The sequence below is a fragment of the Streptomyces bacillaris genome (genome assembly GCF_003268675.1).
Taxonomy (GTDB): domain Bacteria; phylum Actinomycetota; class Actinomycetes; order Streptomycetales; family Streptomycetaceae; genus Streptomyces; species Streptomyces bacillaris.
Genome location: NZ_CP029378.1, coordinates 5,461,039 through 5,475,544 on the forward strand (window position 1 = coordinate 5,461,039; position 14,506 = coordinate 5,475,544).

Annotated in this window: 14 protein-coding genes and 2 pseudogenes; 7 read left to right on the forward strand and 9 right to left on the reverse strand. The window is 69.7% G+C overall.

The window, feature by feature from the left end:
* Positions 1–2: 2 nt before the first annotated feature.
* Positions 3–191: pseudogene (locus tag DJ476_RS36105) on the reverse strand (FAD-dependent oxidoreductase); the annotation flags it as partial.
* Between the two features lie 35 nt (positions 192–226).
* Between DJ476_RS36105 and DJ476_RS35180 the strand changes: the two are divergent.
* Positions 227–589: a hypothetical protein gene (locus tag DJ476_RS35180; RefSeq protein WP_208853526.1), complete on the forward strand. Its 363-nt coding sequence runs from the start codon at positions 227–229 to the stop codon at positions 587–589.
* Here DJ476_RS35180 and DJ476_RS36110 read toward each other — a convergent pair.
* Together DJ476_RS36110 and DJ476_RS23670 are read right to left on the reverse strand one after the other, a co-directional pair.
* Positions 559–777 (reverse strand): annotated as a pseudogene (locus DJ476_RS36110) (FAD-dependent oxidoreductase); the annotation flags it as partial. The gene DJ476_RS35180 and the pseudogene DJ476_RS36110 sit on opposite strands and share 31 nt — an antisense overlap.
* Before the next feature lie 143 nt (positions 778–920).
* A complete protein-coding gene (locus tag DJ476_RS23670) occupies positions 921–2,375 on the reverse strand; it encodes an aldehyde dehydrogenase family protein (RefSeq protein WP_112491516.1) in 1,455 nt (484 codons plus the stop codon).
* Between the two features lie 89 nt (positions 2,376–2,464).
* Here DJ476_RS23670 and DJ476_RS23675 point away from each other — a divergent pair, with 89 nt between their 5' ends.
* The 4 genes from DJ476_RS23675 (at position 2,465) to DJ476_RS23690 (ending at position 7,363) form a co-directional block, all read left to right on the forward strand.
* Positions 2,465–3,091, forward strand: coding sequence for a TetR/AcrR family transcriptional regulator (locus tag DJ476_RS23675; RefSeq protein ID WP_162638784.1), 627 nt, complete (start codon positions 2,465–2,467; stop codon positions 3,089–3,091).
* A gap of 415 nt (positions 3,092–3,506) precedes the next feature.
* Positions 3,507–3,944 carry a hypothetical protein gene (locus DJ476_RS23680; protein ID WP_103418154.1) on the forward strand — a complete coding sequence of 146 codons (438 nt, stop codon included), beginning with the start codon at positions 3,507–3,509 and terminating at the stop codon, positions 3,942–3,944.
* A 38-nt stretch (positions 3,945–3,982) separates the two neighbouring features.
* Entirely contained in the window at positions 3,983–6,250 is a 2,268-nt protein-coding gene (locus tag DJ476_RS23685) for a hypothetical protein (RefSeq protein ID WP_112491518.1), read from the forward strand.
* 51 nt (positions 6,251–6,301) lie between these two features.
* On the forward strand, positions 6,302–7,363 hold the full coding sequence (locus DJ476_RS23690; protein ID WP_162638786.1) for a hypothetical protein: 1,062 nt from the start codon (positions 6,302–6,304) through the stop codon (positions 7,361–7,363).
* A 58-nt stretch (positions 7,364–7,421) separates the two neighbouring features.
* Here DJ476_RS23690 and DJ476_RS23695 read toward each other — a convergent pair whose 3' ends face one another.
* The 3 genes from DJ476_RS23695 to DJ476_RS23705 all read right to left on the reverse strand — a co-directional run bounded on the left by DJ476_RS23695 (position 7,422) and on the right by DJ476_RS23705 (position 8,945).
* The gene (locus DJ476_RS23695) at positions 7,422–7,691 is read right to left on the reverse strand and encodes a helix-turn-helix domain-containing protein (protein ID WP_112491520.1); all 270 of its coding nucleotides are present in this window, start codon (positions 7,689–7,691) and stop codon (positions 7,422–7,424) included.
* A complete protein-coding gene (locus DJ476_RS23700) occupies positions 7,691–8,182 on the reverse strand; it encodes a DUF2975 domain-containing protein (RefSeq protein WP_103418158.1) in 492 nt (163 codons plus the stop codon). The genes DJ476_RS23695 and DJ476_RS23700 overlap by 1 nt, the downstream gene beginning before the upstream one ends.
* 94 nt (positions 8,183–8,276) lie before the next feature.
* Positions 8,277–8,945 carry a CatB-related O-acetyltransferase gene (locus tag DJ476_RS23705; protein WP_103418159.1) on the reverse strand — a complete coding sequence of 223 codons (669 nt, stop codon included), beginning with the start codon at positions 8,943–8,945 and terminating at the stop codon, positions 8,277–8,279.
* A gap of 218 nt (positions 8,946–9,163) precedes the next feature.
* Between DJ476_RS23705 and DJ476_RS23710 the strand changes: the two genes are divergently transcribed.
* Positions 9,164–9,892, forward strand: a complete 729-nt coding sequence (locus DJ476_RS23710) for a hypothetical protein (RefSeq protein WP_208853527.1) — start codon at positions 9,164–9,166, stop codon at positions 9,890–9,892.
* 4 nt (positions 9,893–9,896) lie between these two features.
* On the opposite strand, the gene DJ476_RS23715 is transcribed toward DJ476_RS23710, so the two are convergent.
* The 3 genes from DJ476_RS23715 to DJ476_RS23725 form a co-directional block, all read right to left on the reverse strand.
* On the reverse strand, positions 9,897–10,652 hold the full coding sequence (locus DJ476_RS23715) for a DUF2071 domain-containing protein (RefSeq protein ID WP_103418161.1): 756 nt from the start codon (positions 10,650–10,652) through the stop codon (positions 9,897–9,899).
* Complete coding sequence (locus DJ476_RS23720; protein WP_053561269.1) at positions 10,649–10,993, reverse strand: metalloregulator ArsR/SmtB family transcription factor; 345 nt, start codon at positions 10,991–10,993, stop codon at positions 10,649–10,651. The genes DJ476_RS23715 and DJ476_RS23720 overlap by 4 nt, the downstream gene beginning before the upstream one ends.
* Before the next feature lie 192 nt (positions 10,994–11,185).
* Entirely contained in the window at positions 11,186–11,827 is a 642-nt protein-coding gene (locus DJ476_RS23725; protein ID WP_112491521.1) for a superoxide dismutase, read from the reverse strand.
* A 349-nt stretch (positions 11,828–12,176) separates the two neighbouring features.
* Here DJ476_RS23725 and tkt point away from each other — a divergent pair, with 349 nt between their 5' ends.
* Positions 12,177–14,441 (forward strand): transketolase, encoded by a 2,265-nt coding sequence (gene tkt, locus DJ476_RS23730; RefSeq protein WP_112491522.1) that lies wholly within the window; start codon positions 12,177–12,179, stop codon positions 14,439–14,441.
* The last annotated feature ends 65 nt before the right edge of the window (positions 14,442–14,506 follow it).

Here is a 14,506-nt window from a genome sequence, read left to right on the forward strand (position 1 = left end):
ACGGAGCCCATGTACGTGTTCCGCTCCAGCGCGGCCCGGTCGGCCGGGAGCGGCGGGTGGTGCTCGATCCGGGCCGCGACCGGCGGCGGTACGGTGACGATGCTCCGCGCCGCCCGGAACGTACCGGCCCCGGTGTGCACGGTGACCCCGTGCGCGTCCCGTACGAGGCGGGTCACCCGGTGCCCCGTGCGTACGCGCGCCCCCCAGCTCGGCGGCCAGCCGGTCGGTGAGCGTCCCCACCCCCTCGACGAGCAGCGAGTCCTGGGCCCCGCACCTGGTGGAGAGGATGGTCCGCAGCCCGCCCTGCTGCCGGACCATGCGGGCCATCGCGTGCACGGAGTACCGGTCGAGGTCGGCCGTCCACGAGATCGACGCGATCACTTCGAGCAGCCGGCGCGAGACGCGTCCGGGCACCTTGCGCAGGCAGGCGTCGACCGTGGTGTCGTTCCACCGCTCCGGCGTCCCGGTCAGTGACAGCACGCCGACCCCGGCGAGGGCGGCCCCGGCGGGCAGCACGGACGGCGAGGCGAGCGGCAGCCTGCGGCCCCCGTCGATCACCTGGGGCGCCGTTCCGGTGTGCATCGGGTAGCGGGTGGCGCCCAGCTCGGCCGCCAGGGCCATGATCCGGTGGTGGTCGTGGCCGATCCACTGCCCGCCGAGGTCGAGCCGGGAGCCCAGGGCCGTCGTCTCGGCCATCGCGCGCCCGCCGGTCCGGTCGGCGGACTCCAGGACGAGGACGTCGACACCGCGGCGGTGCAGTTCACGGGCGGCGGTCAGCCCGGAGAGCCGGCCCCCACGACGACGACGGTGGCGTCCGGATCACCGTCGTACGCCGAAGTGTCATCCAGGGGCTCATGGTTCTGCATGCATCGCACCTTTCGAGAGCTGGGCCAAGCGGTACGGGAAGAGGAGAGGAGGGCTCACCCGCGCCGCATCATGCGCTGGACCAGCCGCAGCGCGGGGCCGTCGGTGAACGGTGGCTGGGCCAGGCGCAGGGTGTCCGGGGCGAGCGGCTTGCGCAGGACGGGCTTGAGGTGGCTGAAGGCGCGCCAGGAGTGGACGCCGTGGTACGCGCCGATGCCGCTGGCGCCGACCCCGCCGAAGGGCAGCCCGGTCGCGGCGGCGTGGATGAGACCGGCGCCGTGGACCACCGCGCCGGATGAGGTCCGCTGCTCGAAGAGGTGGCGGGTGCGGGCGGAGGAGGAGAAGACGTACAGGGCGAGCGGCTTGTCCCAGCCGTTGACCACCCGTACGGCCTCCTCGGCCGACGCGACCGGGACGATGGGCAGGACGGGCCCGAAGATCTCGTCCCGCAGCACGGGGTGGGCGGCGTCGGGCCCGACGGCCAAAGAGCCCTCGCCGGAGGACGGGACGAGCACCACGGAGGGGGCGATATAACGCTCGGCCCGGTCATGGTCACCACCGACCACGACCTCCGTGCCCTCCAGCAGCCCGACGAGCCGGTCGAACTGCCGCTCGTTGACGATCCGGCCGTAGTCGTCACCGGTACGGGGATCGGCGCCCCACAGATCGGCGACAGCCTCCTTGAGCGCGTCCACCAGCGCCGGAACCCGGTCGGGCGTGGTCATCACGTAGTCCGGGGCGATGCAGGTCTGGCCGGCGTTGGTGAACTTGGCCCAGGCGATGCGCCGCGCCGCCTGGCGGAGGTGGGGGTCGTCGTCGAACCAGACCGGCGACTTGCCGCCCAGCTCCAGCGTGACCGGCGTCAGATGCTCGGCCGCCGCCCGCATCACGACCCGGCCGACCGTCCCGCTGCCGGTGAAGACGATGTGGTCGAACCGCTGGGCCAGCAGCTCCGTCGTCTCCGGAACCCCGCCCTCCACGACCCGTACGGCCCCGTCGGGGAAGTAGCGCGGCACGAGCCGGGCGACCAGCGCCGAGGTGGCGGGCGCGAGTTCGCTCGGCTTGAGGACAGCCGTGTTGCCCGCCGCCAGCACACCGGCCAGCGGGTCGAGCAGGAGCTGCACCGGGTAGTTCCACGGGGCGATCACCAGCACCACGCCGAGCGGCTCGGGGACCAGCCGCGCCCGGCCCGGCAGCAGCGCCAGGGGCAGCGGACCGCGCCGGGACCGGGCCCAGCGCCGCAGGTGCCGCAGGGTGTGGTCGATCTCCGCGAGGGTCACGCCGATCTCGGTGAGCTGGGCCTCGCCGGACCCCTTGTGCAGGTCGCTCCAGAGGGCGGCCTCGATCGCGGCCTCGTTCTCGATGATCAGCGCCCGCAGTGCCCGCAGCCGCCGCGCACGGGCGGCCAGGGGCCGGGTGTCCCCGGAGTCGAAGACCCGGCGCGTCTCGGATACGGCTGCGCGGGCCGGGGAGGAAGGCTCGGTCGTGGTCGTCGCGGTTGTCGGGGCCATGGGAACCACCGTACCTCAATACGAAACGGATGCTTTTCGTTTACGGTAGCGGAGGCGGGGGTGACACACCAGCGCGAGAGAATCCGGGTATGACAGCACAGGGCGACACCGAACCGCCGAAGGGCCGGCCGAAGGACCCGCGCGTGGACGCGGCGCTGCTCGACGCGGCGATCGAGGTCCTGAACGAATCGGGCTGGGCCGCATTCACCACCACGGCGGTCGCCCGCCGCGCCGGCGCCTCCACGGCCTCCCTCTACCGCCGCTGGCCCTCCAAGCAGGCCCTCGCCGGAGCCGTCGCCCGGCACATCGCCCTGGACGAGCTCGGCGGCATCGACACCGGCTCCCTGGAGGGCGACCTCCGCGAACTGCTCTCCTCCAAGCGCCGCATCCTGGAGAACGCCACCGGCCCCGCCCTCCTCTCCCTGATGGGCCAGGCCCCGCACGACGAGGAACTGCGCCGCATCCTCCACGACGACGTCTACGCGGTGGTCCGCGGCCAGTTGGAAACCCTCATCGCCCAGGCGGTCACCCGCGGCGAACTGCCCGCCCCCCTCGGCGCCGCCCACCTGGACGTCCTGACCCTGGTCCTGGTCGGCACCACGGTGGCCCGCTCGGTCTTCCTCACCCGCCCGGACGAGGTCGACGCCGACACGGTGGAGACAGAGCTGCACCTGCTGCTGGCGGCGCTGCCGCGCGGGGGCGGGGCGGCGGGGTAGCCGGGCCGGGGTGCCTGGCTCCTCAGGGACTCGCGACACCGGAGTCGCGCCACCGAAAGCGGCTCAGATGCAGGTTCCGTCCTCGTTCCGTTGCTCCTCTGAATCTCCCTCTACTGCTCAGCCTAGAATGACTGTTCGGGCGTTGGCTGTATGAGGAGGAGCGCTGTGCGCGCGGGGGAGACGGGTCGGCGAGGTCGGTGGGCACGGGGAATTCGGGCGACAGCCGGTACGCGGTGAATCTGCGGAATGCTCTGGCGATCGAAGCGCGAAAGGATGAACGCCTTCAATGAGGGGGGCGACGATCTGCCGAGGGCACTCGACGCCACCCGCCACTGGCCGGCCGCCGCGCCGGGGCCGGGGCTTCGGGCTTACGCAGCCTCACAGCACACGACAGCCGCAACGGGAGGGCGCGACGATGTCTTGGGACCGGGAATGGCAGGAGATCAAGGCCGGAGTGCGTGAGCGTGAGCCCACGTCCATACAGCTGAATCAGCTCACCCCTGGTGGTGGAGGGGGTGGCGCACCGGATCTGGCCTCGAGCCCCGCTCGTAAGAGGGCGGCGGGTGACGCGATTCGCAACGATCTGGTGCCCGGTGTCAAAGACCATGGCAATGATGCTGAAGAGAGCACAGCAACGGCGGTGAAGGAGTTCGGCGCCAGAGACGGCGAGGGGTGGGACACCGCTGCTGGTTTGAAGAAGGCGCATGCGACGTGGGAGAAGCAGGTCAAGGCGCTGAGGGATCGTTTGCTCTACGAGCAGAACGGGTTGTTGAAGACGGCCGTTGATCTGCGGAGCGACGATATCGGTATCGCTAGAAACATTCGGTCCAAGTCCACCATCGACTATTTCTGACCGATTCCGGGGGGACTGTGCCTACTTACTACGAAGTCATGCAGACGGACCTGTCCAAGCTCACTGCTGCTGCCGGCAAGTGGGAGGCGATGGCGGGTGAGTTCAAGAAGCTTGAAGGTCAGTACAAGCGGGACGTCCACGGAGTCACCGTGAACGAATCATGGATGGGTCTCAGCGCGGCGGCAGCCAATGAACGTTTTAATGTGACACTCAGGGAGCTTCAGGGAGCTCAGAAGGAAGCGAAGGCGATAGCCGCGCTTCTGCGGGACGCGTACACCCAGTTCGTCGCCCTGAAGAAGATGGTCGAGTCAGCACGAGCTGATGCTGTCAAGGCCGGGATGAAGGTCTCCGAGCGGGGCATCGCCAGCTTCGACTTCTCCAGAGTCAGTGCCCAGGAGGCCGACGCCATCCGCCACGACCCGGACCTGCATGCCACCGAGCAGTCGTGGACCCAACACATCCGCAAGGCGGTTTCAGCCCTCGATGACGCCGACCGTGGCGTCAAAATTGCCCTTGACGCCGTCACTATCGACACCGATGTCACGGATGGCACCCTCAACGGCTTCAACCACAAGGCCAAGATGGATGTCGAGGAGTACGAGGCCGAGAACGCGAAGGAGATCGCCACCAGGATCAACAGCGGTGAGAAAGTCTCGGCGGCTGACCTGGCAGAACTCCAGCGTGCTTTCCGGGACAACGCGCGTCCCGGCCTCGACGATCGGGTGTTCAGCCAGACATTCCTCAACAGCCTGGGCGCCACTGGCACGGTGAAGTTGTCAACCAAGCTGGATGCTCTCGCGTATCTCGACGACAAGGGTAACAAGGCCGCATACCTCGGCATCAAGAACGGATTCGCCGACACTCTGGCCCACGCCACCAAGGACTCTGAGTTCGCCACGAAGTGGCGCGATGAAATCAAGACCGTAGGCACAAAGGAGTTCGAGGGCCCGCGGGGAAGCGGGGTGCCCGCCAAGGGTTCCGAGGGGAAGGTCCGCGGCTATCAGGCCGTCATGGGCCTGGTCAGCGCCGGTGATCCGGCCGGCTTCGACAGTAAGTTCCTCAGTGGTCTGGCGAACGACATCTACGACGTCGAGAAGGGCAGCAAGGGTGATGTCTGGGACATCAACCAGATGTATGACCAGGAGAACTCCCCCTGGTTCGTCAACGACCCCCTGGACAGCGCTCTTGGCATGCTCAGCCACCACCCGGACGAGGCGACCAAGTTCCTCGACCCGGGCGACAGGAGGGAGGACACCAAGCTGGAGTACCTCCTGAAGGACCGCGACTGGAAAGGCATCGTTCCGGAGTCCTCGGAGTGGGGTGCCAAGGCCGAGACGAGCCGTGTCGAGAGGGGCACCCCGGAAGAGGACGCCGATGTCCGCAAGGGACTTGGATCCCTGCTGGAATCGGCGACGACAGGGCGACCGCCGGGCAGTCCGGGGGCAGAACTCGGGCGTCACACGGAAGCCCAGGCCCGCATCATGCATGACACGATCAACCTGATCGACTACGGCAACCCCGAAGGCAAAGAGGGGGACCAGAAACGTCTGGGCCGAGCCGACGAGATCCTTGCGAGCGAAGGCTATGCCAACATGCGCGACCCGCTGGCCCGCGCCTTCGCCACGTACTCGCCCGACGTGGTCGACATCATCGCAGGCGAAGGCCATGGGGGAAGGAGCGGCGAGGGGAAGGCGTTCGGGAGCAGCGACGAATCGCAGATCCAGAACAGCCGGAGCAGCCTCCTCCGCATGATGCGAGGGGTATCAGAGGTTCCGGGGGACTCGGAGCAGTCGAAGAATTTCGACCTGATCGCCCAAGCCCAATTGGGATACATGGGAGAACAGCTCGCGACAGGAGACTTCTCTGCGCGCGATTCCGAGGAGAACCGCGCGCAGAGGGTCGGAGAGGTTTTCGGAGCGATCACCGCGATCGGTGGGGACCTGGATCTCGATGTCCGGGACCAGGAGAATTCAGACGCTACGAACACCAGGTTCTACGGTTACCACGCTCTGGGTGGTGCGATCACCGGGATTCCAGTGATCGGCGACATAGCTCAGCGAACCGTCGACATCGGACTCAATGACTGGCTCTCTGCGGTGCAGGCCGAGAACGGGCTGCTGGCCAAGGAAAAATTGGCAAGCCGGAACGACGCGGCCCATGATGCTCTCGATGAGATGTTGAAGAACTGGAACAACGAGCGGAAGCTCGTCGGCGACGAAACTTTGGGAAAAATTCAGAACGAGGCGCGGCAGAGTTACGACGGTGCTCGCTCGACGGTTTTCCAGGCGCTGAGGAGCCGAAGCTGATGAGGAGAGCGTTCGTCGATCCTCTGAAAGGTCAAGGAGGGAAGTCTGCCGATGTCTTCGCGTAAGAGGAACGCCGGGGTCGCTGTCGCCGGAGTCGCGGTCATGGCGGCGTGCGCAGGGTTGTTTTCCTGGTGGAACACGAATCTGTTCGGTGAAACGGAATTCTGTGACGGTGCTGTGAACTCCGCAGACATGGGTTCCGTGCTGGGTACTCAGGGGCGCCTGTCGACCGTCTGGTCAACAGGAAGCAAGCTTCCCGAGGTTGCGTGTGGGGTGAAGCGCGAGAGTAAGTTCCTGGGTGCGGAACCCATGGAAGTCACGTTGACCACCGCCGTACACAAGCCTGATTTCCAGTTCCAGACCCATGTCTGGAAGAATCCTTCGGCTATGTCCTATTTCTCGAAGGGCAGCACAGGGGCTGTGTCCGACGAGCGGGGTTGGGTCCTGCTGCCCGATTCGTGCAGGGACAAGATAGGCACCGTCTACCCTGCCCGCAGGCAGCTTCCGGAGACGGGTGAAGTCACCGTTGTCGAGGCGGTGATGAACCAAGGGACTGCCGATCGGGCCGCATTGGCGAAGATGCTGGTCAGGGCTGCCCAGCGGATTGCCGACGATGCGGGGTGCGGTGCCGGCGCTTCGACCGAAGCTCCCGAGATCCAGAACCCCAGCGGTTTGTCCACCACCGATGCGGCTGCGGTCTGCCGGCTCCCCGGTTTCAAGCTCCCCCAGAACGCACTGGTCAAGGGCGAGGCAACGGCAGGAAAGGAGCAGACGACCGGAAGTATGCCGGGAACCTGGTCCTGTGGATTGGAGCTTTCAGGGAGTGCCGGCGCCAAAGTATGGTTCTCCGCCGCCCCGGGGGCGCATGTCGTCGATGAAGCGCTTCTCCATGACGATGGATTCAAGGAGATCCCTGGCTCCGAGGCCAAAGTCGACTGGTCCAGAAACGCTGCTGTGCTCACGTGTGACAGCAAGAACGTCTACTTCAGCATGCGGTGGAGCGATGAGTACTACGATCTCGACCCTGCCGACGGCGTAGCCCGTGCGATGCTCCAGTCGTTCGTCGACGCGGCCGGCAAGCAGTATCGATGCCCGTCGGTGGCATTGTCCTGAGGTTTCCGCCTGAGGCGACACCGAAGTGGCCCCGAAGGCGGGGATTCGGCGCAGTCGGTCAGGCCGGCGGGATCGATGACGACGCGTCGGCGGGCGAGGTCCGGCTGTTCGCGGTTTCCTCGTCCTCGGCCTCCCAGCGGAGGAGGTCGCCCGGCCGGCAGTCGAGCACCTCGCAGAGGGCGGCGAGCGTCGCGAAGCGCACCGCTTTGGCGCGGCCGTTCTTGAGGACCGCCAGGTTGGCGGGCGTGATCCCCACGCGGTCCGCGAGTTCGCCCACGGACATCTTCCGCCGGGTCGGCATCACGTCGATGCCGACGACGATCGGCATCAGATGACCTCGTCCAACTCGGCCTGCAACTGCGTCGCTTCGACGTCGCGGGCGACGGCCTGGGTGAGCAGAGTCCGCAGTACGAGCACGATGAGCGCGACCCCCAGGATGGCCACGCCGACCCCGCCCATGATGAGGGTGACGCCCGGGTCGTCCCGCTGGCCGGGCGCGTTCAGGGCCGTGACCGCGAACCACACGAGAGCGGCCGCGACGATCGCGCCGATGATGAGGTCCACGTACCGGAAGGCGGCGTGCGAGAACACGGTTCCGCGCCGCACCATCGTCACCAGCCGCCATACGCAGACCAGGGCGACCTGGGCCGTCCCGATGCCCAGGATCGTGATCAGGCGCAGCGGGGTCAGCGGGAGCGAACCGTCCTCCGGGTCGTTCCCGCTGACCAGCGCCCACACCATCAGCGCCTGGACGAACACGGTGCCGGTGAGCACCACCGCGAGCACGATGCGCAGCGCGCGTACTGTCAGCTTCCCCATGACTCATCCTCCTATCGAGATGCGATGGGAATCTATCGATTTTCGATAGGTCGGGCAAGAGAAGGGGGAGGCGAGGGCTGGGGCGCCATGTGTTTCAGCTCTTCGGGGGTGCTCCTGGAGCCGCCGCCTCCAGTTCCGCCACCGTGCCCGACATCACCGTACGGATGTGGCGCGTCAGGTGGTCCGCCGGCCAGTCCCACCAGGCCACCGCCAGCAGGCGTGCGATGTCCGCCTCCTCGTAGCGGGTGCGGATCAGGCGGGCCGGGTTGCCACCGACGATGCCGTAGTCCGGGACGTCCGAGACGACCACGGACCGGGAGCTGATGATCGCGCCGTGGCCGATGCGGACGCCCGGCATGATGACCGCCTCGTAGCCGATCCAGACGTCGTTGCCGATGACCGTGTCGCCCCGGTTGGGCAGCCCGGTCAGCAGGTCGAAGTGGTCGGCCCAGGAGCCGCCGAGTGTCGGGAACGGGAACGTGGACGGGCCGTCCATACGGTGGTTGGCGCCGTTCATGATGAACCGCACCCCCGTCCCCAGCGCGCAGAACTTGCCGATCACCAGGCGCTCCGGCCCGTAGTGGTAGAGCACGTTCCGGGTCTCGAACTCCGTGGCGTGCTCGGGGTCGTCGTAGTACGAGTACTCCCCGGCCTCGATCAGCCCCGAGGTGACCAGTGGCTTCAGCTGTACCACCCGGGGCTGGCCGGGCATCGGGTGCAGGGCGGTGGGGTCGGCTGGGACGGGGGTGGGACCGAGGCTCATGGACCGGCTTTCCGTGATCGCAGGCGGAGGATGGAGGGCGGAGGGTGAAAGTGCGGAGGCCATCGTGGCACTCGGGGTCCGTGAACCGCGGGTATTTTCCGGCCGGGCCGGGCCGGGCCGGGCAGGGCGGGGCAGGATCGCGCCGCTCCGGGCCGCGCCGCTCCATCCCGAGCCGGGCCGGGGCGGGGCGGGCCGGCCCGGGATGGGACGATGCCCCCGTGTTGAACGCGATCGACGCCGTGGACTGGGGCGCGCTGCCGGGCCCCGCCCTCCGCTACGAGCCCGACCGCGTCGCCGTCGGACTGCGTGCCCTCGCCACGGCGACGGGACTCGTCCAGGCCGCCGACGCCGGCTCCCTCCTGGCCGGTGGCGGGCTCGTGCACGACCACAGCGGTGAGGTCTTCCCCGCCGCCGTCACCGCGGCCCCGCTGCTCCTCGCCATCGTCCGGCACGGGCACCCGGCGGCCCGGGCGACCGCCCTGGGGCTGCTCGGCGACGCCCTGGTGTTCGCCACCCACGACGCCTCCACGCGGGTGGCGACCTCCTACGCCGAAGCCGTCCCGATCTGCTGCGCCCTCGCGGACCGGGTCCGGGGCGCTGCCGGGTTTCTCGCTGCCTCGGGGCCCGAGGGCGGACGGCTGCTCGCGGACGCGGACGGGCACTGGCGGTTCGACGTCGAGGAGGCCGTGGCCGAGGGTGACGGGGCCCTGGCCTTCGGTGCTCTCGCGGGGCGTTGGCCGGGCGGCGGTATGTCGGTGGCGGCGGAGCTTCACCGCCCCGGCCGCGCCGCACCCCTCGTACAGGCCGTGCTCCACTATCCGCCCGAGGACGGCCACCCCGACGCCAGCCTGCGCCTACCCGGCGTACTCCCGGACGAACTCGCCCCGCCCGCCGTCCTGTTTCCGGCCCGGTGTGCCCCGGGGGCGGCGGGGGCCCGGCAGTCGTAGTGCTTTAAGCCGCCCTCGCCCCCGCCTCCGTACGCGCCCCCACCCGCAACGGCGCCCCCTGCGTCCACCGGGCCGCCACGCCCCGCATCACCAGCGCGCTGTCCAGCACCGCGCTGCCGGGCGGGAAGCGGTCCAGGTCCTCGAAGAACGAGGAGCGTACGGTACGGGGGCGGCCCGCCGTCACCTTCCAGGCGGGCGTGGACAGTTCGAGGACGTCCAGGTGGCCGCCCCCGGCGGCGGGGGAGAGGCCCCGGCTGCCCAGGCGGAAGAACTCCGACGCCTCCGCCAGGTCCGTGAACAGCTCGCTGCCGCGCAGTTCCCCGGCGTCCTCCACCGTCGCGTCCACCTCCACCTCGCCGTCCCGGGTCGCGAAGGCCACCCGTACCGCGTCGGCCTCCTCCCGCACCGTGAAGTCCGCCCGGCCGTGCTCGCCCGGGTAGATCCGGCCGCCCGCGAAGGCGTTGAGGCGGGAGGCGGTGTCGCGGCGCGGGATGTAGACGCCGCGCTCCACACCGTCCGGGCCGTCCCACTCGACGGAGATCCGGTGCGCCGCGTTCTCGCTGGTCAGGCCGGTCCCCGCCGGGGCCCAGGCGGGGCGGACCCCGCCGATCCGGAGCAGGCAGATCCCCGCCACCGCCTGGCCGCGCACCAGGTGGGGGCGGAGCGGCGCGGGCAGCAGGGCCGCCGCGATGTGCGGGTCCACCCGGTAGTTCACCAAGAGGCGGCGTTCGATGGTGCTGGAGAGCCTGGGGCGGATCATGAGGCGTCGCCTTCCGGCGCGGAGCGCCACTTCGTGTGCCGGAGCACGATCTGTTCGGGGCACACGGCGCTCAGGAAGCGGCCCACGCACATGGCGAGACGTTCCTCCGCGAGCGAGTAGAGGATGCGGTTGGCGTCGCGGCGCTCGGTGACGAGCCCGGCCCCCTTGAGGACGCCCAGATGGCGCGAGATGGACGGGGCGCTGATCGAGAACCGGCTCGCGATCTCCCCGGCGGCCAGCTCGCCGCCGCGCAGATCCTCCAGGATCTGACGGCGGGTGGGGTCGGCCAGGGCCCGGAAGGCGCTCGCCTCGTCGTCGGGAGCGGCAGAGGGGGATTCCATGGCCCTATATTTAGCACATAAGCTAAAGAGCTAAAAAGCCAAACGCTCGCCGGACATGGGAAAACCCCCGCGAGTCACGTCCTCGCGGGGGTTCTCCGTCCATCCGCCTGCCGGGTGAAGGTTGAGAAGACGATCACGAGGCAGGACGTGCTGTGGCTGTGCCGATGGCTGCGGTGGAGCCGGGCGCGGAGGTCAGGGGGCGAGCAGCAGAACGTCCGTGCGCTCCTTGGCCGCCGCGTAACGCTTCGCCACGTCCTGCCAGTTGACGACCTGCCACATGGCCTCGATGAAGTCCACCTTCTGGTTCTTGTACTGCAGGTAGAAGGCGTGCTCCCAGGCGTCGAAGACCAGGATCGGGACCGAGCCCTGGCCCACGTTGCCCTGGTGGTCGTAGACCTGCTCGACGATCAGCCTGTCGCTGAGCGGCTCGTAGGCGAGCACGCCCCAGCCGGAGCCCTGCGTGGTGGCGGAGGCCTTCGTCAGCTGGGCCTTGAAGCCCGCGAAGGAGCCGAAGGACTCGGTGATCGCGTCCGCGAGGTCGCCCACGCCGTCCGCCGCGAGGGGCTCGCCGCCGCCGTCACCGGTCATGTTGTGCCAGTAGATCGAGTGCAGGATGTGGCCGGAGAGGTGGAACGCGAGGTTCTTCTGGAGGCCGTTGATGGCTCCCCAGGCCTCCTTGTTGCGGGCCTCTTCCAGCTGCTCCAGGGTGTCGTTCGCACCCTTGACGTAGGCGGCGTGGTGCTTGTCGTGGTGCAGCTCGATGATCTGCGGGTTGATGACCGGTTCGAGCGCCGCGTAGTCGTACGGGAGTTCCGGGAGCGTGTACGTGGCCATGATGCGAGCCCTCCGACTGCTGGGAATGCCGTCCAGTTGTTATTGCAACCTATATGCAGGAGCAGGCTAACAGCAGGAAGGTTCCCGAAGTGATCAGCCCTTCGGCCTAGGACCGGCGGCCCGCTCCTCCGGGTCTTGCTCCGCAGGATTTCTCCTCCCGCAGGTCCTCCCGCAGGTCTTCCGCCCTTTGTCCCGCAGGGGTGATTTGCTCCTTCTGTCGTGCTGCGTACGCCATCGCAGGTTTGGACCCGTCGTTCCGGGGGACCCGGCCAAGCGGCCGGGCGTCGCGGAGCCGGGGTCCGCAGGCGCGCCGCTCGCCGCTGACCGCCCCACCGATCAGGAGGACTTGATGGCACCCCGCAATGCCCCCGATGCCCCCGAGGCCACGGATGCCCCCGCCGCCCCGGGCGGCGGCCCGGACCGCACCCGCGACCCGAAGCTCGCCCTGCCGGTCGCGGACGCGGCGGGCTGGGGGCCGCTCGACGTCCGGGCCGTCGACACCGTGCGGCTGCTCGCCGCCGACGCCGTGCAGAAGGCGGGCCACGGCCACCCCGGCACCGCGATGAGCCTGGCCCCGCTGGCGTATCTGCTCTTCCAGCAGGTCATGCGGCACGACCCGGCCGACGACCAGTGGCTCGGGCGCGACCGCTTCGTGCTCTCCTGCGGCCACTCCAGCCTCACCCTCTACATCCAGCTCTACCTGAGCGGGTACGGGATGGAGCTGGACGACCTGAAGGCGCTGCGCACCTGGGGGTCGATCACCCCCGGCCACCCCGAGTACCGCCACACCCGGGGCGTCGAGATCACCACCGGACCGCTCGGCCAGGGGCTCGCCTCCGCCGTCGGCATGGCCATGGCGGGCCGCCGGGAGCGCGGGCTGCTCGACCCCGACGCGCCCGCCGGCACCAGCCCCTTCGACCACCATGTGTACGTCGTCGCCTCCGACGGCGACCTCATGGAAGGCGTCACCTCCGAGGCCAGTTCGCTCGCCGGACACCAGGAACTGGGCAACCTCGTCGTCTTCTACGACTCCAACCACATCTCCATCGAGGACGACACCGACATCGCCTTCAGCGAGGACGTGACCGCCCGCTACTCCGCGTACGGCTGGCACGTCCAGACGGTCGACTTCACCCGCACCGGCGACTACGTGGAGGACGTCGACGCCCTCCACGCCGCCGTCGAGGCCGCGAAGAACGAGACCGGCCGCCCCTCCCTGATCCTGCTCCGCACGATCATCGGCTGGCCCGCCCCCACCAAGCAGAACACCGGCAAGGCCCACGGCTCGGCCCTCGGCGGTGACGAAGTGGCCGCCACCAAGAAGCTGCTCGGCTTCGACCCGGACGCCGACTTCACCGTCGAGGACGACGTACTCGAACACGCCCGTGCGGTACGGGAACGGGGCGCCGAGGCCCACCGCGCCTGGCAGCCCCGTTACGAGGAGTGGCGCGCCGCCCACCCCGAGCGCGCCGCGCTCCTGGACCGGCTGCGGGAGCAGCGGCTCCCCGACGGGTGGACCGACAGCCTCCCCGTCTTCGACGCCGACCCCAAGGGCATCGCCACCCGCAAGGCCTCCGGCGACGTGCTCACCGCGCTGGCCCCCGTGCTGCCCGAGCTGTGGGGCGGGTCGGCCGACCTCGCGGGGAGCAACAACACCACCATGGAGGGCGAGCCGTCCTTCGTACCGGAGGGGAAGCAGACCGGGGAGTTCCCCGGCAACCCCTACGGCCGCACGCTCCACTTCGGCATCCGCGAGCACGCCATGGGCGCGATCCTCAACGGCATCGCGCTCCAGAGCCTCACCCGGCCCTACGGCGGTACGTTCCTGATCTTCAGCGACTACATGCGCCCGGCCGTCCGCCTCGCCGCCCTGATGAAGCTCCCGGTCACCTACGTCTGGACCCACGACTCCATCGGCCTCGGCGAGGACGGCCCCACCCACCAGCCCGTCGAGCAACTGGCCGCACTCCGCGCGATCCCCGGCCTCGACGTCGTACGGCCCGCCGACGCCAACGAGACCTCCGTCTGCTGGCGCACCGTCCTGGAGCACCACGACCGGCCCGCCGGCCTCGCCCTGACCCGCCAGCCGCTGCCCGTCCTGGAACGGGGCGCGGGCGAAGGCGCGTGCGCCCCCGCGTCCGGCGCCGCCCGGGGCGGGTACGTCCTCGCCGACAGCCGCGGCGCCACGCCCGACGTCGTCCTCATCGGCACCGGCTCCGAGGTCCACATCGCCCTGGAGGCCCGGGAGATGCTCGCCGCCGAGGGCCATGACGCGCGGGTCGTCTCGATGCCCTGCCGCGAGTGGTTCGCCGACCAGCCGTACGCGTACCAGGACGAGGTGCTGCCCCCCGGCGTACGGGCCCGGGTCAGCGTCGAGGCCGCCGTCGCCCAGGGGTGGCGGGACGTCGTGGGCGACGCGGGCCGCACGGTCAGCCTGGAGCACTTCGGCGCGTCGGCCGACTACCAGCGGCTGTACGAGGAGTTCGGCATCACCCCGCGCGCGGTGGCCGACGCCGCCCTGGCGAGCATCCGCGCGGCGGCGGGCCCGGTCCGCCCCGGCGGCGAGCGCCCCGGCGCCACCCCGACCGAGGGCGGCACCGCCGACGCCGGCTAGCCGCCGCCCCCAGCGGTCGCGGAACCGGCGACACGGGCCGGTCCGCGTCCCGCAGCGGTGACCGC